At 53.9% G+C, this 22,640-nt stretch carries 21 protein-coding genes; 10 read left to right on the top strand and 11 right to left on the bottom strand.

What is annotated here, in order from left to right:
* Nucleotides 1–16: 16 nt before the first annotated feature.
* On the bottom strand, nucleotides 17–325 hold the full coding sequence (locus tag A6A26_RS26075; protein WP_253851909.1) for a hypothetical protein: 309 nt from the start codon (nucleotides 323–325) through the stop codon (nucleotides 17–19).
* Between A6A26_RS26075 and A6A26_RS19125 the strand changes: the two genes are divergently transcribed.
* Nucleotides 320–775, top strand: a complete 456-nt coding sequence (locus tag A6A26_RS19125; RefSeq protein ID WP_063880200.1) for a GNAT family N-acetyltransferase — start codon at nucleotides 320–322, stop codon at nucleotides 773–775. The two genes, A6A26_RS26075 and A6A26_RS19125, sit on opposite strands and share 6 nt — an antisense overlap.
* On the opposite strand, the gene apbC is transcribed toward A6A26_RS19125, so the two are convergent.
* The gene (gene apbC / locus A6A26_RS19130; RefSeq protein WP_063880201.1) at nucleotides 772–1,884 is read right to left on the bottom strand and encodes an iron-sulfur cluster carrier protein ApbC; all 1,113 of its coding nucleotides are present in this window, start codon (nucleotides 1,882–1,884) and stop codon (nucleotides 772–774) included. The genes A6A26_RS19125 and apbC overlap by 4 nt on opposite strands.
* A 176-nt stretch (nucleotides 1,885–2,060) precedes the next feature.
* Here apbC and metG point away from each other — a divergent pair, with 176 nt between their 5' ends.
* The 6 genes from metG to sanA all read left to right on the top strand — a co-directional run bounded on the left by metG (nucleotide 2,061) and on the right by sanA (nucleotide 9,018).
* Entirely contained in the window at nucleotides 2,061–4,094 is a 2,034-nt protein-coding gene (metG, locus tag A6A26_RS19135; protein WP_063880202.1) for a methionine--tRNA ligase, read from the top strand.
* Nucleotides 4,095–4,212: 118 nt separating this feature from the next.
* Nucleotides 4,213–4,605, top strand: a complete 393-nt coding sequence (locus A6A26_RS19140; RefSeq protein ID WP_063880203.1) for a CidA/LrgA family protein — start codon at nucleotides 4,213–4,215, stop codon at nucleotides 4,603–4,605.
* Nucleotides 4,598–5,290, top strand: a complete 693-nt coding sequence (locus A6A26_RS19145) for a CidB/LrgB family autolysis modulator (protein ID WP_063880204.1) — start codon at nucleotides 4,598–4,600, stop codon at nucleotides 5,288–5,290. The genes A6A26_RS19140 and A6A26_RS19145 overlap by 8 nt, the downstream gene beginning before the upstream one ends.
* 119 nt (nucleotides 5,291–5,409) lie before the next feature.
* Nucleotides 5,410–6,300 (top strand): cytidine deaminase, encoded by an 891-nt coding sequence (gene cdd, locus A6A26_RS19150; protein ID WP_063880205.1) that lies wholly within the window; start codon nucleotides 5,410–5,412, stop codon nucleotides 6,298–6,300.
* A 169-nt stretch (nucleotides 6,301–6,469) separates the two neighbouring features.
* Nucleotides 6,470–8,167, top strand: coding sequence for an NAD-dependent malic enzyme (locus A6A26_RS19155; RefSeq protein WP_063880206.1), 1,698 nt, complete (start codon nucleotides 6,470–6,472; stop codon nucleotides 8,165–8,167).
* 134 nt (nucleotides 8,168–8,301) lie between these two features.
* On the top strand, nucleotides 8,302–9,018 hold the full coding sequence (sanA, locus tag A6A26_RS19160) for an outer membrane permeability protein SanA (RefSeq protein ID WP_063880207.1): 717 nt from the start codon (nucleotides 8,302–8,304) through the stop codon (nucleotides 9,016–9,018).
* 383 nt (nucleotides 9,019–9,401) lie between these two features.
* Here the strand turns inward: sanA and mglC are convergent, their stop codons facing one another.
* The 7 genes from mglC to A6A26_RS19195 all read right to left on the bottom strand — a co-directional run bounded on the left by mglC (nucleotide 9,402) and on the right by A6A26_RS19195 (nucleotide 17,647).
* The gene (gene mglC / locus A6A26_RS19165; RefSeq protein ID WP_063880208.1) at nucleotides 9,402–10,412 is read right to left on the bottom strand and encodes a galactose/methyl galactoside ABC transporter permease MglC; all 1,011 of its coding nucleotides are present in this window, start codon (nucleotides 10,410–10,412) and stop codon (nucleotides 9,402–9,404) included.
* 19 nt (nucleotides 10,413–10,431) lie between these two features.
* Entirely contained in the window at nucleotides 10,432–11,952 is a 1,521-nt protein-coding gene (gene mglA, locus A6A26_RS19170) for a galactose/methyl galactoside ABC transporter ATP-binding protein MglA (protein ID WP_063880209.1), read from the bottom strand.
* A 70-nt stretch (nucleotides 11,953–12,022) separates the two neighbouring features.
* Nucleotides 12,023–13,018, bottom strand: coding sequence for a galactose/glucose ABC transporter substrate-binding protein MglB (gene mglB, locus A6A26_RS19175; RefSeq protein WP_063881216.1), 996 nt, complete (start codon nucleotides 13,016–13,018; stop codon nucleotides 12,023–12,025).
* 316 nt (nucleotides 13,019–13,334) lie between these two features.
* Complete coding sequence (gene galS / locus A6A26_RS19180; protein ID WP_063880210.1) at nucleotides 13,335–14,375, bottom strand: HTH-type transcriptional regulator GalS; 1,041 nt, start codon at nucleotides 14,373–14,375, stop codon at nucleotides 13,335–13,337.
* A gap of 142 nt (nucleotides 14,376–14,517) precedes the next feature.
* Nucleotides 14,518–15,678 (bottom strand): DUF418 domain-containing protein YeiB, encoded by a 1,161-nt coding sequence (yeiB, locus tag A6A26_RS19185; protein ID WP_063880211.1) that lies wholly within the window; start codon nucleotides 15,676–15,678, stop codon nucleotides 14,518–14,520.
* Nucleotides 15,679–15,728: 50 nt separating this feature from the next.
* Nucleotides 15,729–16,394, bottom strand: a complete 666-nt coding sequence (gene folE / locus A6A26_RS19190; protein ID WP_063880212.1) for a GTP cyclohydrolase I FolE — start codon at nucleotides 16,392–16,394, stop codon at nucleotides 15,729–15,731.
* A gap of 125 nt (nucleotides 16,395–16,519) precedes the next feature.
* Nucleotides 16,520–17,647, bottom strand: coding sequence for a YbfB/YjiJ family MFS transporter (locus A6A26_RS19195; protein ID WP_063880213.1), 1,128 nt, complete (start codon nucleotides 17,645–17,647; stop codon nucleotides 16,520–16,522).
* Nucleotides 17,648–17,753: 106 nt separating this feature from the next.
* Here A6A26_RS19195 and A6A26_RS19200 point away from each other — a divergent pair, with 106 nt between their 5' ends.
* From A6A26_RS19200 to fghA, 3 genes are all read left to right on the top strand, one after another.
* The gene (locus A6A26_RS19200) at nucleotides 17,754–18,665 is read left to right on the top strand and encodes a putrescine utilization regulator PtrR (protein WP_063880214.1); all 912 of its coding nucleotides are present in this window, start codon (nucleotides 17,754–17,756) and stop codon (nucleotides 18,663–18,665) included.
* 78 nt (nucleotides 18,666–18,743) lie between these two features.
* Entirely contained in the window at nucleotides 18,744–19,868 is a 1,125-nt protein-coding gene (locus A6A26_RS19205) for an S-(hydroxymethyl)glutathione dehydrogenase/class III alcohol dehydrogenase (RefSeq protein ID WP_063880215.1), read from the top strand.
* An 11-nt stretch (nucleotides 19,869–19,879) separates the two neighbouring features.
* Entirely contained in the window at nucleotides 19,880–20,725 is an 846-nt protein-coding gene (gene fghA, locus A6A26_RS19210) for an S-formylglutathione hydrolase (RefSeq protein ID WP_063880216.1), read from the top strand.
* A gap of 36 nt (nucleotides 20,726–20,761) precedes the next feature.
* On the opposite strand, the gene A6A26_RS19215 is transcribed toward fghA, so the two are convergent.
* Together A6A26_RS19215 and A6A26_RS19220 are read right to left on the bottom strand one after the other, a co-directional pair.
* The gene (locus A6A26_RS19215) at nucleotides 20,762–21,550 is read right to left on the bottom strand and encodes an ABC transporter ATP-binding protein (protein WP_063880217.1); all 789 of its coding nucleotides are present in this window, start codon (nucleotides 21,548–21,550) and stop codon (nucleotides 20,762–20,764) included.
* On the bottom strand, nucleotides 21,550–22,626 hold the full coding sequence (locus A6A26_RS19220; RefSeq protein ID WP_156506681.1) for a FecCD family ABC transporter permease: 1,077 nt from the start codon (nucleotides 22,624–22,626) through the stop codon (nucleotides 21,550–21,552). Before A6A26_RS19220 ends, A6A26_RS19215 begins: the two co-directional genes overlap by 1 nt.
* Nucleotides 22,627–22,640 lie beyond the last annotated feature (14 nt).

Raw genomic sequence — 22,640 nt, forward strand, 5'->3', positions numbered from 1 at the left:
GAATATGTGATGCAGGTTACAAATTTTCTGGGCCAACATCTAATAAGCGCTCGTTATCAATAAAATAAACGAAAGCTATCAAACGCCGATCGTCATGATCTTTCAGGGAAAAAACCGCTTTTTTGCGAGCGGTGCTGTTCGTAACGTCACTCTTTACTTGCTTATGCGCCAAATACCACGCGTAAAAACCGACGGCGCACCGCATTCTCCCCAAACGGCACCATCGAGCAGTGTACCGTGAAAAAGATGACATTTGTTCTGCTTTTGCTTTTTTGGCAATCCCTGCCAGGTTTGTTAAAAAGACTAAACGGAGCATGATGTGCATATTCGATTATTTACTGAGGCCGATCGCCCTTTTTTGCGAACCCTGTTTTTGGCCGCACGCCGTCATAACTGGAACTGGATTGAAAACGATGACTGGCAGCTTGAAGACTTTGATCGGATCATCCCTGGCGAAACCGTTCTGGTTGCCGAACTGGACGGTCATCGGGCGGGCTTTGCCGGGCTGATGGAAAACGATAACTTCCTGCATAGCCTGTATGTCGATCCTGCGTTCCAGAGTCGTGGCGTGGGCAGCGCTTTACTTGACGAGGTGCAGTCACGCTTTACCTCTACCGGAGCACTGAAGTGCCTGGAAATGAATAAAGCCGCGCAAACCTTTTATTTGCAGCGCGGCTGGAAAATCATTTCACAGGGTGAAAGCGAACAGGGCAACTATGTGCTGATGCACTATCCCGCGGCCTCGCTTTACACCAGCGATGCCGACGCGCGCTAAAGCGCCCGAAAGGCGATATCGCCCGGAATCACCTCGCCCTGCCAGTAAAGCTGGGCAGCCACCCGGCCAGCGAGCTGGCGATAAAGTGCCGCGAACTCGCTGTGTGGACGACGGATCACGGTGGGCTCGCCATCGTCGAGGTCTTCGCGCAGGTGAATATGCAGCGGAAGCTGCGCCAGCAGCCGGGTGCCATAATCGTCCACCAGCCGTTGCGCACCACCCGTGCCGAAAATCGGTTCATGATGGCCGCACTGGCTGCAAATATGAATGCTCATATTTTCAACAACGCCCAGCACCGGCACGTTAACTTTCTCAAACATCACCATGCCTTTGCGCGCATCGATCAGGGCAATATCCTGCGGCGTGGTTACCACCAGCGCGCCGGTCACCGGCACACTTTGCGCCAGGGTGAGCTGAATATCGCCGGTACCTGGCGGCATATCCAGCACCAGATAATCCAGGTCTGGCCACAGGGTTTCGGTAAGCAACTGCATCAACGCTTTGCTGGCCATCGGCCCGCGCCATACCATCGCATTATCATCTGTCACGAGATAGCCGATGGAGTTGGTTGCCAGCCCGTGGGACAGAACAGGGGCCATATGCGTTCCGTCGGGCGACGTGGGACGCTCTTTTTCGCAACCCAACATGTTAGGCACGGACGGGCCATAGATATCGGCATCAAGGATACCCACGCGCGCACCTTCCGCTATCAACGCCAACGCCAGATTGACTGCCGTACTCGATTTGCCAACACCGCCCTTACCGGAGCTGACGGCAATGATGTTTTTCACCCCGTTGACGCCAGGGTGATTCTTAACCCGTTTCAGGGTGGCGATATCATGACTTAAGCGCCAGTCAATCGCCTGAGCGCCGCTTAGCCTCAGCAGCTCAGCACTGGTTTCGGCTTTAAGGTCTTCAAACGCACCGTTCCAGGCAAACGGCATCAGCAATTCAATGTGCAGCGTGCCATCGAGAAGCGCCACATGATGTAATGCCTTGAGGGCAATCAGGTTACGTTGAAGCGTCGGATGTTCAAAGCTGCTCAGCACGCCGACCACAACGGCGCGTAAGGCTTCTGGTGTATGCGGTTCCCGGGATTGCGCTGTCATCCCCACTCCTTTTTCTGCTGTGCTTGCGCTGTGTTCCAGCGAGGTAATAACAATTCTATCAGATGCCGATCGTTTCGCGGGCTGTTGCGCATGGGAAATCCCTTGTGTTTACGCGGCTGTGCCCATCGGTTACCATCTAAGCCCGTTTTTTTACTTAACTGAAAGCTACGCAAACTATGACTCAAGTCGCTAAAAAAATTCTGGTAACCTGCGCCCTGCCTTACGCAAACGGCTCAATTCATCTCGGTCACATGCTCGAGCATATCCAGGCGGACATTTGGGTGCGTTATCAGCGAATGCGTGGCAATCAGGTTTACTTCATCTGCGCCGATGACGCTCACGGCACACCGATCATGCTGAAAGCGCAGCAGCTTGGTATTGCGCCGGAGCAGATGATTGCTGAAATGAAACACGAGCATGAAACAGATTTCGCCGGTTTCAATATCAGCTATGACAACTATCACTCTACGCATGGCGATGAAAACCGTGAGCTTGCCGGGCTCATTTATGGTCGCCTGAAAGAGAACGGTTTTATTAAAAACCGCACGATTTCTCAGCTGTACGATCCGGAAAAAGGCATGTTCCTGCCGGACCGTTTCGTCAAAGGCACCTGCCCGAAATGTAAGTCACCCGATCAATACGGTGATAACTGTGAAGTGTGCAGCGCGACCTACAGCCCGACTGAGCTGATCGACCCGAAATCCGTGGTTTCCGGTGCGACGCCGGTCCTGCGTGACTCTGAACACTTCTTCTTTGATCTGCCGTCGTTCAGCGAAATGCTGCGTGCCTGGACGCGTTCTGGTGCACTGCAGGAGCAGGTCGCAAACAAAATGCAGGAGTGGTTTGAGTCGGGACTGCAGCAGTGGGATATCTCCCGTGATGCGCCCTACTTTGGCTTTGAAATCCCAGGCGCGCCGGGCAAATATTTCTACGTCTGGCTGGATGCACCTATTGGCTACATGGGATCGTTTAAAAACCTGTGTGACAAGCGTGGCGATATCAACTTCGACGAATTCTGGCAGCAGGATTCAACCACGGAGCTGTATCACTTCATCGGTAAAGACATTGTCTACTTCCACAGTCTGTTCTGGCCGGCCATGCTGGAAGGCAGCGGTTTCCGTAAACCGAATAACCTGTTTGTGCATGGTTACGTGACCGTCAATGGCGCAAAAATGTCGAAGTCACGCGGGACCTTTATCAAAGCCAGCACCTGGTTACAGCATCTGGATGCCGACAGCCTGCGCTACTACTACGCGGCGAAGCTCTCTTCACGTATCGATGATATTGACCTGAACCTGGAAGATTTTGTTCAGCGCGTCAACGCCGATATCGTCAACAAAGTGGTCAACCTTGCCTCGCGTAATGCCGGTTTCATCACTAAACGTTTTGACGGCAAGCTGTCAGCGGAACTGGCCGATCCCGCCCTGTATCAAACCTTCCTGGACGCATCAGAGAAGATTGGTGAAGCCTGGGCGAGCCGTGAATTCAGCCGTGCCATTCGTGAAATCATGGCGCTGGCCGATTTGGCGAATCGCTATGTTGATGAGCAGGCACCCTGGGTGGTGGCGAAGCAGGAAGGCCGTGATGCAGACCTGCAGGCCATTTGCTCAATGGGCATCAACCTGTTCCGCATCCTGATGACCTGGCTGAAACCGGTGCTGCCATCACTGACCGAACGTGCTGAAGCGTTCCTGAACAGCGAACTGCACTGGGATGCGATTCAACAGCCGCTGCTGAATCATCAGGTCGCGCCATTTAAGGCGCTTTATGGTCGTATTGAAATGGCGAAGGTTGAAGGCCTGATTGAGGCATCAAAAGTGGATGCGGCAGAAGCCAATAAACCGGCGGTAACCGGCCCACTGGCGGATGCGCCCATTGGCGATACCATTACCATCGACGATTTTGCCAAAGTGGATATGCGCGTCGCGCTGATTGAGAAAGCGGAATTAGTCGAAGGGTCAGACAAACTGCTGCGTCTTGAGCTGGATCTGGGCGGTGAGAAGCGCCAGATTTTCTCAGGCATTCGTGCGGCCTATCCCGATCCCGCGGTGCTGGTCGGCAAGATGACCATCATCGTGGCCAACCTTGCGCCGCGTAAAATGCGGTTTGGCGTGTCGGAAGGCATGGTGCTGTCTGCCGGCCCCGGTGGCAAAGATCTGTTTGTCCTGTCCGTAGACAGCGGTGCCGTACCTGGCATGCCTGTGAAATAGTCCTCTGGCCATCCTCTGCGGTTTACCGCCGGGGATGGCGCTTCAGCCACACGGCTGATTGCTGGCAGGCCAGGCCGTTAGTGCGTATGATAAAACCCGTTAAAAACAGGAGCCTGTCATGCACACCGTGCTAACGATGAGTTGGCGTTATCTGCGCGCTTTTATCATTATTTATCTTTGCTTATATGCAGGAAACGGCATAGCCCTGCTGCTGCCCATCACCCTGCCCGGCAGCATCATCGGCATGCTTATTATGTTTGCGCTGCTTGCGTCGCAAATCCTGCCCGTGCGTTGGGTCAAGCCGGGCTGTCATCTGATTATCCGCTATATGGCGCTGCTGTTTGTGCCCATCAGCGTGGGCGTCATGAATTACACCGATATCCTCACCGCGCAATTCGGTCCTGTTGTCGTCTCCTGCCTTGTCAGTACCTTCGCTGTCCTTGCCATTGTGGGGTTAAGTGCCCATAAACTGCATTCACGACCTACGGCCAAAGAGGTTAACGATGAGTGATATTTGGTGGTCGTTGCCACTCACTGTCGGGGCGTTTTTACTGGCGCGCAAGCTGGCGGCAAGACTGAAGATATCGTTGCTGAATCCGTTACTGGTTTCCATGGCCGTGATTATTCCCCTCCTGCTGTTACTGCACATGCCCTATGCCCGTTATTTCGCTGGCAGCGAGGTGCTGAATCAGCTGCTGCAACCCGCGGTGGTGGCCCTGGCGCTGCCGCTGTATGAACAGATGCATCAAATCCGTGCCCGCTGGAAATCCATTATCGGCGTGTGCGTGATTGGTAGCCTGACGGCAATGATTTCGGGCACCGCCATTGCGCTGTGGATGGGCGCAACCCCAGAAATCGCCGCCACGATTTTGCCAAAATCGGTGACCACCCCGATTGCCATGGCGGTCTCCCAATCGCTGCACGGCATTCCTGCGATTAGCGCGATTTGTGTGTTGATCGCGGGCGTGCTGGGCGCCGTATTTGGTCATATGCTACTGAATCTGTTAGGCGTGAAGAGCAAAGCGGCACGCGGCCTGGCGATTGGTAATGCCTCTCATGCACTGGGAACGGCTCGGGCGGCGGAAATTGATTTTCAGGAAGGCGCCTTTAGTTCGCTGGCATTGGTGATTTGCGGCATCATCACCTCGTTGCTGGCTCCCTTTGTTTTCCCGCTGTTGCTGCACTGGTTTGGCTAAAACTTTGGGAGAGATCTCGCAAAGTTGAAAACTGTAAGACATGTTGCATTGTCAGAGCGACGGAGATCACATATAAACCGATGTCTGGCATACCGCTCTGATGATTGAATGAGGCTTCCATGCATCCACGTTTCCACTCTGCCGTTGAAGGACTTCCCGCTACGCTGCAAACCGCGCTTCGCCCGGTGCTGAACGAGCCGGGATTTGACGCGATGCTGCGGGCCGAGCAGGTCACCCTGTTGCAGGCGCAAACCAAACTGGATGCAGATGCCCTGGCGCTGGCGCTGCTGCCGGTCGCCGCCGCCTGCGCGGTGGCGACGCTGTCGCAGTTTAACGTCGGTGCTATCGCGCGTGGCGTGAGCGGTAACTGGTATTTCGGTGCCAATATGGAGTTTACCGGTGCGACCATGCAGCAAACCGTTCATGCGGAGCAAAGCGCCATCACCCACGCCTGGCTGCGTGGCGAATCGCGCCTTGAAAGCATCACTGTCAATTACACGCCTTGCGGTCACTGTCGCCAGTTCATGAACGAACTCAACAGCGGTACAGACATTCGCATCAGCCTGCCGCAGCGCGACGTACAGACGCTGGCGCATTACCTGCCCGATGCGTTTGGCCCGGGTGATCTACAGATTATGGAACGCCTGATGGATGATGTAGACCAGGGCTACGTTGTAACGGGCGATGCGCTGGCTCAGGCCGCGGTTAAGGCGGCCAATCGCTCTCATGCACCTTACAGCCGGGCGTTTAGCGGTGTCGCGTTACAGACCGTCTCAGGCCGTATTTTTAGCGGACGTTATGCAGAAAACGCGGCGTTCAATCCCAGCCTGCCGCCGCTGCAGGCCGCACTGATTTTACTGAACATGGCAGGTGAGTCCTGTCACGATATCCAGGCCGCCGCACTGGCCCAGACGCACCAGCCTGCTCTGGATCAGTTTTCGGCTACTCAGGCGACATTACGCGCGCTGGGTTGCGATCAACTGACGCAGGTGCCCCTGGCAAAAGCGTAATGTGCGGCACGGTTTTAAACAGTTTCTAAATCTTTTATTTACAAAAGCTGTACATCGGCGAGAAATTTCATAGGATCTGGCGCCAGGCCTTCGTCATCACAATAAAACTGGCGTCCACCCTACTCTTTGATTATTGCGCCAGGAAAACTTGCAACCGGAGCATGACTGCATGGAACTCGAATACGAAAGTAAACGCCCGCTATATATTCCCTATGCTGGCCCTATTTTGCTGGAATTTCCGCTGCTGAATAAAGGCAGCGCCTTCAGCATCGAAGAGCGCAATGAGTTCAATCTCAATGGCTTACTGCCTGAAGCAGTAGAATCCATCGAAGAGCAGGCAAAACGCGCATGGCGTCAGTTTCAGGACTTTAAAAACAATAACGATAAACATGTTTACCTGCGCAACATTCAGGACACCAACGAAACGCTGTTTTACCGCCTGCTGGACAACCATCTCGAAGAGATGATGCCGATTATTTATACCCCAACCGTCGGTGCCGCCTGCGAACATTTCTCGGAAATTTATCGTCGCGCACGCGGCGTATTCATCTCCTACCCCAATCGTGCGCACATCGAAGACATGCTGCAAAACGCCACCAAGCAGAACGTAAAAGTGATTGTGGTCACTGACGGTGAGCGCATCCTTGGCCTGGGCGATCAGGGCATCGGCGGTATGGGCATTCCAATCGGGAAGTTGTCACTGTACACCGCATGTGGCGGTATCAGCCCGGCTTACACGCTGCCCGTTGTGCTGGATGTGGGTACCAATAACCAGCAACTGCTGAACGATCCCTTGTATATGGGATGGCGTCATCCACGTATCACCGGTGAAGAATATGACGCCTTTGTAAATGAATTCATTCAGGCCGTTAAACGCCGCTGGCCGAAAGTGCTGTTGCAGTTTGAAGACTTTGCACAGAAAAACGCGATGCCGCTGCTGGAGCGCTACCGTGATGAAGTATGCTGCTTCAATGACGACATTCAGGGCACCGCTGCCGTGACCGTCGGCACCCTGATTGCCGCAAGCCGCGCTGCCGGAAGCCGCCTGTGCGAGCAGAAGGTCGTCTTCCTGGGCGCAGGTTCCGCCGGTTGTGGTATTGCTGAGCAGATTGTTGCCCAAATGAAGTCGGAAGGTCTGAGCGACGACGAAGCACGTAGTCGCGTTATGATGGTGGATCGCTTTGGTCTGCTGACCGACAAACTGCCTAACCTGCTGGATTTCCAGAGCAGGCTGGTGCAGAAAAGCGACAATCTTAAAGACTGGGATACGTCAAGCGACGCTATCTCCCTGCTGGACGTCGTGCGTAATGCACAGCCCGACATTTTAATCGGTGTGTCAGGTCAGCCTGGCCTGTTCACGGAAGAGATCATCCGTGAGATGCATAAGCACTGCAAACGTCCTATTGTGATGCCGCTTTCCAACCCAACCTCGCGCGTTGAAGCTACCCCAGCAGACATTATTGCCTGGACCGATGGTGCAGCGCTGGTGGCCACCGGTAGCCCGTTCTCACCGGTTTCCTGGAACGGGAAAACCTACCCGATTGCGCAGTGCAACAACTCGTACATCTTCCCGGGTATCGGTTTGGGTGTGATCGCCTCTGGCGCGTCCCGTGTCACCGATACCATGCTGATGACAGCCAGCCGTGCGCTGGCGGATTGCTCACCGCTGGTGAACGACGGTGAAGGGCCGGTACTGCCTGAAATCAAAGATATTCAGGGTGTGTCGAAGATTATCGCCATGGAAGTGGGTAAAGCCGCGCAGCTGGCTGGCGTGGCAGTGGTGACCTCAGAAGACGTGCTGTCACAGTCCATCGCGAACAATTTCTGGCTGCCTCAATACCGCCATTATCGTCGTACCTCGATCTAAAAATTGCTGCGCTGGGTCGTCATTGATTCAGCGCAGCTCAAATTTACACCAGCCAAACGGGGTAAACTTGCTTAGCAGGTGTAGCTCAAGTAGCCTTGTCCCACCAAAACTTCTGATCTCGAGTGCTCAGGCGCATGCTGAAACGCGTTTTCATTGCTCTGCTTTTCATCATCTTAACGATGGTGGCGACGGCGTTCGGCCTTGATCGCTGGATCAGCTGGAAAACGGCACCTTATATTTATGACAACCTCGCGTCGCTCCCCCATCGTCAGGTGGGCGTTGTGCTGGGAACGGCGAAATATTACCGCACAGGTGTGATTAATCAGTATTACCTCTACCGAATGCAGGGCGCGCTCAACGCCTATAACAGCGGTAAAGTTAACTACCTGCTGTTGAGCGGTGACAATGCACAGCAAAGCTACAACGAACCGATGACAATGCGGCGCGATTTGATTAAAGGCGGTGTCGATCCTGCTGATATCGTGCTGGACTATGCCGGCTTCCGTACCCTGGATTCGATTGTGCGCACGCGCAAGGTATTTGATACCAATGACTTTATTATCATCACCCAGCGCTTTCACTGCGAGCGGGCACTGTTTATCGCCTTGCATCTCGGCATTCAGGCTCAGTGCTATGCGGTGCCGTCCCCCAAAAATATGCTCAGCGTGCGGATGCGTGAAGTGGGTGCACGTCTCGGCGCGCTGGCGGATCTGTTTTTGCTGAAGCGCGAACCGCGTTTCCTTGGCCCACTGGTACCGATCCCTGCCGTGCATGAGATACCTGAAGATGCACAAAGCTATCCGGCCGTGACCCCGGAACAACTGCTGGAACTCGAACAGAAACGCCGTTAGTCATCCCGTCAGCTCAGTGCTGCTTTTCCTTAACTGAAAGGGCTGACGAGACTTCGCACGGCGCTTCCTGCCCTGCCATCTTTTCATCCTGCCGTTCTACTCTCAGTGTTAGAAATCATACGAAAAGGCAACATCGCATCCAGCGCCCGTCGAGGGCTGAAGGCGAACAGACGTGCAGGAGACTGTTCTTCACTGGCCAGTTTATGCACTTATCGACTTACGGATTTCTGGGTTTGCGGGTTTGCGGGTTTGCGGGTTTGCGATTTTAGCTGATGAACTGATGATATTAAGGCCGTGCCCGGCCTAAAGACCAGCTGACGACGCGCATTTGCACGGCCCAAAAAAAAGCGGCCCGGAGGCCGCTTGTATGATTGCCACTGCTGTTATTTTTTACGCGAATACTTCAGCGAGTCGAGCGCCACTGCAAAGATAATGATGCCGCCCTTGATGATGTACTGCCAGTAAGGGTTCACACCGATGTAGGTCAAACCGTAGTTGATAACGGTAAAGATCAGTACACCGGTCACCACGCCCGCAACGGTACCCACACCACCGGCGAAGGAGACCCCGCCGACGACGCAGGCTGCAATTGCATCTAACTCATACATAAAGCCGAGGTTGTTGGTGGCTGAGCCGATACGGCCCGCTTCCAGCATACCGCCGAAGGCATAAAACACACCGGACAAGGCATAAATTAAAATCAGGTTCAGGTTAACATTGACGCCTGAGACTTTCGCCGCTTCCGGATTGCCCCCAATGGCAAAAATGTTTTTACCAAAGCGGGTTTTATTCCACAGAATCCAGACGAAAACGATGGCAACCAGCGCATAGAACGTGATGTACGACAGCTTGAAATCACCGAAACGCAGGAACCCCTGAGTAAAGGTTGAGAAGCCGTCATAAAAGCCTGCGATAGGTGACGCACCCACAAAGTCGTAATACAGGGAGTTAATACCGTAAACGATAATCATGGTGCCGAGCGTGGTAATAAAAGGCGTCACTTTGAGATAGGCAATAATAATACCGTTAACCAGCCCAATCACTGCACCAATTGCACAGACGATCAGAATAACCACTGGGATCGGTACAGTTTCCATGTGTGGAAACACTTTATTGACGTTATCCATCGACTGCAGCAGCGTTGCCGCGACAACCGCCGCCAGTCCCACCTGACGGCCTGCTGACAGGTCCGTACCCTGGGTCACAATCAGCCCGGCGACGCCCAATGCGATAATAATACGCACCGAGGACTGGGTGAGAATGTTACTCAGGTTCATTAAACTTAAAAATGTCGGGTCCTGGAAAATAATAATAGCCAGTAGTACCAGCAGTACGACATAAATGCCGCCCTCTTTAAGCCAGGTTAGCGCATTCTTTTTTGTAGTCGCTTTCATGTTAACAGCCCTTACTTCATTAAAGGTGTAATGACGCTAAACGCAATATTTCGTTCTGCGTGGTAGTTTTCGTATCAACAATGCCGGCTACCAGACCGTTACTCATTACCAGAATACGATCGGTGATGCCTAACAGCTCTGGCATTTCGGAAGAGATAATAATGATGCCCTTTTCTTTCTTTGCCAGCTCCGCCATCAACTGGTAAATCTCGAATTTGGCACCCACATCAATCCCGCGCGTCGGTTCATCGAGCATTAATATTTCGGGCTGAGTCAGCAACCAGCGTCCAATAATCACTTTCTGTTGGTTACCACCAGAAAGCGAACCAATTTGCGTATGGTGCCCAGGGGTTTTTACCCGCATGGAATCGATCACCCATTGGGTATCGCTTTTCATGCGTTTATTATCCAGCAGGCCAATACTGTTCTTATATTTTTTGATATTGGATATAAGAGAATTAAAGCCAATATCCAAAAAAGCATAAATACCGGTAGAACGACGCTCTTCCGTCACCAGCGCAAAGCCGTGGTTAATGGCTTCATTGGCCGTATGATTGTTAATCGTTTTACCATGCAGTTTAATGGTGCCGCCTGATTTTTCGCGAATGCCAAACAGCGTTTCAACGATATCAGTACGTTTTGCACCCACTAACCCGGCAATGCCGAGTATCTCCCCTTTACGCAAATCAAACGAAATATCACGAATAGAAGGCTGACGCAGTGAGGTCAGATTACGCACCTCAAGAATGGTTTCTCCCGGGACGTTGATACGATCCGGGAAGCGCTGGCTCAGTGAACGTCCGACCATCATGGAGATGATCTTATCCATATCCAGCCCTTCAAGCGGCTGAGTCGTAATCCACTGACCATCACGCAGGATGGTAATTTCATCGCACAGCTGGAAGATCTCTTCCATCTTATGCGAGATATAAACAATACCGCAGCCGCGATCTTTCAGCTTACGGATAATCGTGAACAGATGATTAACTTCTTTTTCCGTTAAGGAGGAAGTCGGTTCATCCATGATCACGATTTTTGCGTCATAGGAAAACGCTTTAGCAATCTCAATCATCTGCATTTGCGAGACAGAGAGATGGGCGACTTTATCACGAGGATCGATATTGATATCCAGCTCGTCAAAAATCGCTTTGGTATCACGGTACATTTTGTCCTGATCGACAAAGAAGCCTTTGCGTGGATAACGCCCAAGCCACATGTTGTCCATCACGGTGCGTTGCAATACCAGATTTAATTCCTGATGCACCATTGATACGCCGTTTTCCAGCGCTTCTTTGGAGCTTTTATAATCAATTTCCTGCCCTTGAAAAAGAATACTGCCGGTATCTTTTTTATAGATACCAAATAAGCACTTTAACAACGTCGATTTACCAGCGCCGTTTTCACCCATCAGTGCATGAACGGAGTGAGGCCGCACTTTTAAATTAACGTTATCGAGAGCTTTCACGCCGGGAAATGATTTACTGACGTCGGTCATTTCCAGCAGATATTCGCGCTGCGCGGTCGTATTATCACTGGCCATAATTTACCTGGCTAAAAAACGGTGATGACATAAAAAAGGCGCAGCAGCTGCCGCGCCCATCTGCAAAAACTTATTTCTGGAACTGAGACAGGTTTTCTTGATCGACCGGTACATAAGGTACGCGGACGATCTTATCTACCATCTTGAAGTTGGTGCCTGCCGTAGCCGGTTTGCCATCTGCAAGGTTTTTCGCCATATCAATGGTCGCTTTCGCCTGGTTTTCCGCGTCATTCAGCACGGTACCCGCCATTGCACCTGACTTAACCAGCGCCAGCGCTTCAGGTAACGCATCCACACCGAATACCGGAATGGAAGACATGTTGTGCGCTTTCAGTGCTTCAACTGCGCCCATTGCCATTGCATCGTTGTTAGCGATAACCACTTCAATTTTCTTAGCGTTTGGACCAGACAGCCATGCGTCCATCTTATCCTTCGCCTGAGCGGTATCCCACATAGCCGTATCCATCGCTAACTTCTGGGTTTTCAGGCCGTCTTTGTTCAGCGTGTCGATAACATATTTGGTACGTGCTTCTGCATCAGGATGGCCCGGCTCGCCTTTCAGCAGAACATACTGGATCACGCCATCTTTATTCAGGTCCCATGCTGGGGTCGCTTTCCAGTGCTTCTCAATCAGTTTGCCCTGAATCACGCCTGACTCTTTAGAGTCGGTACCCACGTAGTACGCTTTGTCATAGCCGGCCAGCACTTTAGCGTTAGGCTCTTTATTGAAGAACACCACGGGAATATCGTTAGCACGGGCTTTTTGCACGACAACGGCCGCCGCAGCCGGGTCAACCAGGTTAATGGCTAACGCTTTCACGCCTTTTGCCATCAGCACGTCAATTTGATCGTTCTGTTTGGATTGATCGTTCTGTGAGTCATTCATCAGCAGCTGAATGCCGCCCAGTGTATTGGCTTCTTTCTCGATATCTTTACGAACCATCGACATAAAGTTGTCGTCGTATTTGTAAATGGTCACGCCGATGCGTGTGTCAGCGGCATGAGCAGTTGCACCAAACATCATGCTGGCAACCAGTGCTGTGAGCGTGAAAACCTTCTTATTCATGGTATCTCCGGTTTTTTTGCAGGGTCTTTTTTTGTTCAGCCGCCCAGATGGCGTCAGAACATCAGGTAGAATTATTCGGCGAGGCAGGATGCGCTTTATCAGGCGGAGCCCCTGCTGTGCCATGCAAAACTCGACTTCCGTGACTTCCGTGTAGGCAATGCATCCATAGTGCGTGTCATGAACCATGTAAACCGACGCCCGGTCGGCCCCCTCATGAAGAGAGTGGCGTTACATAATGTTTCAGTACTGTTAGACGCTGCCATCATAGTGAGAGCAATGTTAATTAACTGTGAATACAATCACAGATTGAAAACGGTTACATCGCTGAATCGCCTGAATTAGTGACGGACTCCACAATTTGCTTTTGCGCCACCGAGTGGCGGCGTACCAGCGTCGGCATAAAGATGTGTTTTGCACTGTTGTCGATACAGCCCGCCGCGCCCTGAAGCGCCAGCTCAGTGGCAAGTTTCGCCATAGAAACAATAGGATAACGGACCGTGGTCAGTTGAGGATCGGTATAACGTGAAATCGGGATATCATCGAAGCCCACCACTGAAAAATGCTGGGGCACCTGAATACCGTTGTCTTTTAGGGCCGTGAGGGCCCCCGCCGCCATGCTGTCGTTGTAGGTGAAGATGGCACTGAGGTTGAGATTACGGCCCAGGAGTTCCACCATTGCCGCTTCGCCCCCTTGCATATCAGGCTCCGCGCTGGCAATCCAGCTTTCCTGCGGGCGAATCCCCTGCTCTGCCATTGCCTGCAGCCAGCCTTCCCGCCGCTGCGCGACATCTTCGATAGGATGGCTGGAACACAGATAGCCAATGCGGCAATGACCCTGTTGCAGCAGCATTCTTGAGGCCATCAATGCGCCTGTTACATTATCAAGGCTGACGCAACGGTGCTCAAAACCCGGCACGCTACGGTTAATCACCACCATACCGGGCACCTGGCTCATAAAATCAGCCAGTTCCGCGTCTGAAAGCGTTTTCGCGTGCACCACCAGCGCATTGCAGCGTTGGCGAATCAGTACCTCAATCGCATGACGCTCTTTCTCTTCATGGTGCCAGGAGTTACTGATCAGAACATGTTTATGTACGCGCTGTGCCACCGTGTCTACCGCCTTGACCAGCGCGCCAAAAAAGGGATCGGACACATCCATGACGACCACCCCGATGGTATCGCTCACCTGGGTTGCCAGCGCCTGTGCATTGGCATTTGGGCGATAGCCCAGAGCGTCAACCGCCTGTAACACCACATCACGTGTTTCAGCGGTGACCGCGCTGCTGTTATTTAGTACGCGCGAAACGGTAGCGACCGACACACCGGCCTGACGCGCAACATCACGAATCGTTATCATGCAGCACTTCCAGAGAGATAAGGCATTATGCCAGTTACAACACCGGCGCTATTTTGTCAGGGAAGAAGAGCGTGCAGCGTGAATTACGTCACATCAATGAAAACGGTTACATACAATTCTGTAACCTTTGTGATGGCGGTCATTATCTTTCAGAAGGGGAAGTGGATGAGGGGCCTGCCGTAATCTGCGTCAGACGACGCCAGACCCATTCCATTGGGCCCTGCGGGAAATAGCGCAACCACAGCACAGAAAACAGCAGGTTAACGCACCAGATGGCCGGTACCAGCATAACCAGCTGTAGCCGTGAGAAATGCATAAACAAGCCGAAGCGGTAAAACAGCGTGGTGCATATCAGGGATTGCAACAGATAGTTGCTGAGCGCCATCCTGCCCACGCAGCGGATGGCATAGCTCAGCCGCCAGCGTTGGAGAGAAGGCCAAAAGCCGAAACATAATGCGACATAGCCAAGACTGATCAATGGACTGGCCAGGTCACGCGGCAGTTGCAGAAAAAAAGCGCTCCAGCGGTAATCCCAGTCGACCCACCACTGTGCTGCCACACCGACAGTAGCGATCAGTAACCCCAGCGGCAATAACATTGCGGCTACGCGCCGGTAGTGGTGCACCGGAAAGGCGCCTTTCAGCCAGCCACAGCGCACCAGAGCAGCACCCAGCATCATCAATCCGGCCAGTTGCCAGCCATACTGCGCCACCAGCGCCATCAGGCCCGAGGAAAGGTGGTCCAGACGAATCTGCACGGCAGCCAGGCCACCCGTCAGCTTCCAGAACTGCTCATACTGAATCCCGGCGGCACCCGGGAGCCACGATGGCGAAGGTTCAGGGCTGGAGATAAGCCCGAACACCAGCAATACGGCACATCCCATCAGATAGAGCAGGACGCCCGTGTTAATGAGCCCCCGCGTTGAAGGTACATCACGCAACATACGCCAGGTGATCAGCCCGATAATGCCGTAATCCAGTAAAATATCCCCTTCCCAGATAAAGACACTGTGAATAAATCCCAGCACCACTAACAAGGATAAACGGGCGCTCAGCCAGCGACTGCCGCGTGACAGCTGCATTTGCAGTCCTGCGCCAAACAGCAAGGCGAATAGCGTCAGGAATTTGAGCTGGGCAAAGATGTCGGAAATGGCCCATGTCCAGGCATCAGAGAGCGTGACGCTGCCTTGCCAGGCGGGATTGAGATACGCGGCGGAAGGTAAACCAAAGCCAATAATGTTTAACACCAGAATGCCGAGAATGGCACAGCCCCGAATGAAATCCAGCACGAGGTAGCGTTGCATGTGGAATCCTGAAGTATCAGGCAGACGACAGCCGCGCCCGCCTGTCAGCTTTAGTTATGACGTACCGCGCGCAGAAATTCCTGACGGGTGTTTTGGCTGGATTTAAACAGGCCGCCCAGCGAGGTCGTCGTGGTCGCGCTGGTTGCATCCTTCACGCCGCGCGCTTTGACACAATAGTGAACGGCATCAATCGAGACGGCAACGTTGTTGGTGCCCAACAGCGTCTGCAGCGCCAGCAGGACCTGCTGGGTTAAACGCTCCTGCACCTGAGGCCGCTGTGCGAAAAACTGTACGATACGGTTGATCTTTGATAAGCCAATCACTTTATCTTTGGGGATGTAGGCAACCGTCGCTTTCCCATCGATAATCACAAAGTGATGTTCGCAGGTGCTGGTCAGCGTAATGTCGCGAACCGTGACCATCTCATCCACTTTCATCTTGTTTTCAATGAGGGTGATTTTGGGGAAGTTAGCATAATCGAGACCGGAAAAGACCTCATCGACATACATTTTGGCGATGCGGTGCGGGGTTTCCATCAGGCTGTCATCTTCAAGATCCAGATTCAGCAGCTGCATGATTTCCGTCATATGGCCTGCAATCAGGCTTTTACGCGTTTCATCGTCTATTTCACGCGCGGGTGCACGCAGCGGCGTTTCCAGTCCACGCGCCAGCAGCGCTTCGTGGACCAGTGCAGCTTCCTGACTTAAGGTACTCATCTTACTCTTCTCCGGCAGGTGTTGCGCCCGCCGTTTGTTGCCAGCGGGTCATATTACTGAGCGCGTATTGTGAAACTTTCTGTGCAGGTAATCCAGCAATCAATCTGATTGGGGATGAAAGCTTTTCATGCTGCCCGCCGCCAGACCAGCAGCCCTGCCCATATCAGGCTGGCACCGGCGACCCACAAGGCAGGCTCCAGGCGATGTAAGAACAGCGTTGAAAGCGAGGAAAGCATCGGCCCTGCCAACTGCCCAATCGCATATCCGGTTGTCAGCAGCCCGGCCATGTAACGCATATGTTGCGGCGCCAGCTCACGGGCGCAGAGCAGCGACAACTGCACCACGCACAGAAAGCCCCCGCCGACCAGCAGCGCGCCTGTTAGCAGGCCGCTGAATCCAGGGAGCAGCGCCGCCGCCAGCACGCCCAACGCCTGCGCCCACAGCACCACGGCTAAGCGGGCATGGCTGCTGCCTGTCCGGCGAGTAGCAATGCCTAACACAATACCCACAACTGCCGCCCCGCCGAATACCGGCCAGACGAACTGGGCCGTGGCACTGCCAGGGAAACGCGCTGCCGCCATCTGTGAAAGAAAGGTTGCTGGCAAAATATAGCCAAAGCCGGCCAGACTGTAACTCAGAACCAGCCGCTTAAGATTGCGGGTCAGAACCAGCGGTTGCGGGGCCTGTTCGGGCCGATGCAGTTTACCCGCGCGCGGCAGGTTGCGGCTGATAAGCGCGACCAGCACCGCTGCCAGCGCTGCATAAATCGACCAGGCCAGTGCTGCGCTGACCTGTAAACTGTGTAGCGTAACGGCCAACAGGCCGCTGACAAAAATGCCTGCGCCCGGCCCGGCAAACACCGCTGCCGACAGGCCGGGACGGCCATGGTGGTGCAACTGCTCGTTGCTCCACGCCGCGACCAGCACCATCGCCCAGCCGCTGGCCCAACCAATAACAAAGCGGATCACCCCATGCCATCCTGGCCCGTCAGCCAGGGCTGACAGCGCCGTCAGTACAACGGTGCCCCATATTCCCAGTTGCAGACGCAGCTCAACGCGTTGATGCGCGCGCATGGCATCAAAAGAGCCACACAGATACCCCAGGTAGTTTAACGCCGCCACCAGACTGGCACTGGTGAGGGTTAACTGATGTTCCTGGATCATCAAGGGCACCTGGGGGGTAAAGGTAAAGCGCCCTATTCCCATAGCCACAAACAAGGTTAAAAATGCACTTATCGCCACGCGAAACGCCATCTGGTACCTCAGTTTTTTGCGTTGAAACTTGCTTATAGCATGAACGATGCTTAAACTCACAAAAAGTGAATAATCTTAAGCAACTTGTTTACGGTAAGAGAACACTATGGATTTAGTTCAGTTACGTATGTTCTGTTCCGTGGCAGAGAGCGGTTCCCTGGCCCGTGCGGCAGAACACTTGCATCGGGTACCGTCCAATCTCACCACGCGCCTGCGCCAGTTGGAAGAGGAATTGGGGGTGGATCTGTTTATTCGCGAAAAACAGCGCATCCGGTTATCGCCTATGGGCCATAATTTCCTTAATTACGCACAGCGTATTCTGGCGTTGAGTGATGAAGCATTAAGTATGACCCGGGCGGGTAAGCCTGGCGGTAACTTCGCGCTTGGCTCCATGGAGAGCACGGCGGCGACGCGCCTGCCCGGCCTTCTTGCTGCCTACCATCAACGTTTTCCTGCGGTCGCCTTATCGCTGATCACCGGCACCTCGGGAGAAATTATCGATCGGGTGCGCGAAGGCACCCTGGCGGCAGCCCTGGTCGATGGGCCGGTTCAACACGACGATCTCAATGGCTGCATTGCCTTTCGCGAGGAAATGGTTTTAATCACCGACCTTGACCATATCCCGGTGACCTGCGCACGGGACACCCAGGAGGATACCTTGTTTGCGTTTCGTAACAGCTGCTCCTACCGGGTTAAACTTGAAGCATGGTATCGCGACAGTCAGGCGGCACCTAACACGGTGATGGAGATTCAGTCCTATCACGCCATGCTGGCCTGCGTGGCGGGCGGTGCTGGCGTTGCCATGATACCGGCGTCGGTCCTGAAACAGATGCCAGACCGCGCCCGTGTGCAGGTACACAGCCTTCCGGCTGAATACCGCGACACCGCCACCTGGCTGATGTGGCGACGCGATGCCTTCACGCCCAACGTTGAGGCGCTGAAGTACCTTATTATCGAACAATTTCACGATCGTCCGCTCAATGATGAGCTGATGCATCCATTACATGCAGCGGAATAGTGTTTCCGCGCTATTTTTAACTTATCACGACCATCCAGACGCCATGTCGCGTCACAATCTGACTGTAAGAGGGATTGCATGAACATGATCAAAACCCGCGCCGCCGTAGCCTGGGCCGCAGGCGAACCGCTGAAAATCGAAGAAGTGGATTTAATGCCGCCGCAGAAAGGGGAAGTGCTGGTGCGTATCGTTGCGACTGGCGTCTGTCATACCGATGCTTACACGCTGTCTGGCAGCGATCCCGAAGGCGTGTTTCCGGCCATTCTGGGTCACGAAGGCGGTGGCGTTGTTGAAGCGGTGGGCGAAGGCGTGACCAGCGTTGAAGTGGGCGATCACGTGATCCCGCTTTACACGCCAGAATGCGGCAAATGTAAGTTCTGCCTGTCCGGTAAAACCAACCTGTGTCAGGCCATTCGTACCACGCAAGGCAAAGGTCTGATGCCTGACGGTACTACGCGTTTCTTCAAAGACGGCAAGCCCATTTTCCACTATATGGGCACCTCCACCTTCTCTGAATACACCGTCGTGCCTGAAATCTCCCTGGCAAAAATCAGTAAAGAAGCCCCACTGGAAGAAGTGTGCCTGCTGGGCTGCGGTGTTACCACCGGCATGGGTGCGGTGATGAATACGGCTAAGGTTAAAGAAGGCGATACCGTTGCCATCTTTGGTCTGGGCGGTATTGGACTGTCTGCAATCATCGGCGCGAAAATGGCCAAAGCCGGTCGCATTATTGGTATTGATATCAACACCAGCAAGTTCGATCTGGCCCGTAAGCTGGGCGCGACCGATCTGATTAACCCAAAGGATTATGACAAACCCATTCAGGATGTGATTGTTGAACTCACCGACGGCGGGGTGGATTTCTCATTTGAATGTATCGGTAACGTCAACGTCATGCGCTCTGCCCTTGAGTGCTGTCATAAAGGCTGGGGTGAGTCGGTGATCATTGGGGTGGCGGGTGCGGGTCAGGAAATTTCGACGCGTCCGTTCCAACTGGTTACCGGTCGTGTCTGGCGTGGCTCTGCCTTTGGTGGCGTAAAAGGCCGCTCACAGTTGCCTGGTATTGTGCAGGATTATCTGGACGGCAAATTTGCCCTGAATGATTTCATCACGCACACCATGCCGCTGGAAGAGATTAATGACGCCTTTGATTTAATGCATGATGGAAAATCGATCCGCTCCGTCGTGCATTTTAATAAGTAATCGGGGGCGCTATGACATCTACTCTGGAGCTGCTGGAAGAGCATCGAATTTTTGGCGGCTGGCAGCAGCGCTGGCGTCATCAGTCACAGGTGCTGAACTGCCCGATGACGTTCAGTATCTATTTGCCAAGCCCGCGCGGTGATTCCCCACCGCCGGTGGTGTGGTTTCTGGCGGGGCTGACCTGCAATGATGAAAACTTCACCACCAAGGCAGGCGCACAGCGTGTTGCCGCCGAGCTGGGTCTGGTGTTAATCATGCCAGATACCAGCCCACGCGGTGAGCAGGTCGCCAATGACGAGGGCTATGATCTGGGTCAGGGCGCAGGGTTTTACCTCAATGCCACGCAACAACCCTGGGCAAGCCACTACCGTATGTTCGATTACCTCAGTGAAGAGCTGCCCGCAGTGGTCGCCGATAACTTTAAAGTCAGTGAACGTCAGTCAATCATGGGGCACTCCATGGGTGGACATGGCGCACTGATGCTGGCATTACGTCTGGGCAATCGCTTTGCGTCTGCCTCGGCGTTTGCGCCTATCGTTAATCCGTGTGACGTTCCCTGGGGCCAGAAAGCATTCACGGCCTATCTGGGAGAGGATCGCCAGGCCTGGCGCGCTTATGACAGCTGTCAGTTGATGCATAACGTTCAGCATCGCCTGCCGTTGTTGATCGATCAGGGCGACAGCGATCAGTTCCTGGCCGATCAACTCCAGCCGGAGCGCTTAGAAGCGATTGCTCAGGAGATGGGCTTTCCATTAACACTGCGTATCCAGCCTGGCTACGATCACAGTTACTTCTTCATTGCCAGTTTTGTCGAAGATCACCTGCGCTTCCATGCGCAACACCTGTTGGTGGGGTGATATAAAAAAGGGGATTGCCTGAGCAATCCCCGGATTCTACGCCAGCCCTTCCTGGACCAGCCCGTCAATCATGACCTGCGGTGTTCCTCGCGAACAGTGCTCAATGCGGCCCTGCACGCCATAAACCTGCGCCAGCGTAGCGGGTGTGATGACGTGATCCGGCGCGCCTTCAGCAATGAGTTTGCCCTCTTTGAGCATCAACGCATGCTGAGCGTGGCGCAAGGCGATATTGATATCGTGCACCACCACCACCGTAACCATATTGCGCAGCGCGGTTTCGCGCCGTACCAAATCCATTACGTGGAACTGGTAATTTAAATCCAGCGCGCTGAGCGGTTCATCCAACAGCAGCAGCGCAGGCCGACGAATAAGCGACTGCGCCAGGCCAACCAACTGTTTTTGTCCGCCAGAAAGCTGGTCGAGATAACGCATGGCCAGATGAGCGATGCCCAACTGCTCCAGCAGCACCATCACGTCCGCTTCGCTGGCGGCACTGTGTAATCCACTTGAAGCACGCTGCGCCACAATAATGGACTCCAGCACGTGCAGGTGAACACCCGCCGGCAGGGATTGGGGTAAATAGACGACCTGCCTGGCACGGCGCGCGAAAGGCTGGGTCATCAGGTCTTCCCCGTTTAGCCACAGTTCGCCCTGCCCTTTATTCAGCCCGGCCAGTGCACGCAGCAGCGTTGATTTGCCGCAGCCGTTCGGTCCAAGCAGTACCGTAATCTCGCCACGCGGCAAACGCGCGACATTCAGGTTTTCAATCACCTGACGTTTAGGGTAACCGGTGGTGAAACCGCCCAGGCTTAAACCTTGTTCCATCACACATTCCCCCGATGGCGCAGAATAATACTCAGGAAGAACGGCACACCAATCAGCGAAGTGACAATGCCGACCGGAATGATCGCGCCAGGGATCAGGTTCTTCGACGCCACGGAAGCCAGCGACAGCACCAGTGCACCGGTAAGTGCGCTGGCAGGCAAATAAAAGCGATGATCTTCACCAAACATAATGCGTGCAATATGGGGTGCGACCAGGCCAATAAAGCCAATGGGGCCAACGAAAGCGACCGCCAGTGCGGAAAGCACGCTGATGCGCAGCAGAGTCGCCAGACGCAAGCGACGCACATCGATACCAAAACTGATCGCCCTGTCTTCCCCCAGCCGCAGCGCGGTGAGCTTCCAGCTACTGAGCATGGAGAAAGGAACCAGCACCGCAAAGGCTGCACTCAGTACGCCCAGTTTTTCCCAGGACGCGCGCGCCAGGCTGCCCATGGTCCAGAACACCAGTCCCTGCAGCGTATCTTCACTGGCGATAAACTGCATCATCGAAACCAGTGCATTAAAGGTAAACACCAGGGCGATACCAAACAGCACCACACCTGAGGAGGACACCTGGGTCCAGCGTGTAATCCCGTCCAGCATTAATGCGGCGAACAGGGCAAACAGAAACGCGTTAGCTGAAATAAACCACTGTCCGGAAATACCGGGAATACCCACGCCCAGAATAATGGCCAGCGCGGCACCAAACGCGGCCGCAGAGGACACGCCCAGCGTGAAGGGGCTGGCAAGGGGATTATTCAGGATGGTTTGCATTTCCGCCCCGGCCAGGCCGAGCGCCAGGCCGACAACTATGGCCATTAATGCATAGGGTAAGCGGATATCCCAGACGATCACCCGTGTACCCGCATCAACGCTCTCGGGAGACAGCAGTGTGTGCCACAGCACGGATAAAGAAAGCCCTGCCGGACCGAGCGTAAAATCGAGAATGAGTGAGGCGAGTATTGCTGTCAGCAGCGCGCCCAGCCAGAACAGGCGGCGGCGCACAACCTGATGATAGTTTGTCAGTGTGTGCTGATGGCCCTCTTCAGCACCGATCAACGAGGATTCCGTTGTCATGATTCAACCCAGTA

Origin of the sequence: Pantoea sp. OXWO6B1, from assembly GCF_001641135.1 — a bacterium.
Lineage (GTDB): Bacteria > Pseudomonadota > Gammaproteobacteria > Enterobacterales > Enterobacteriaceae > Pantoea > Pantoea allii.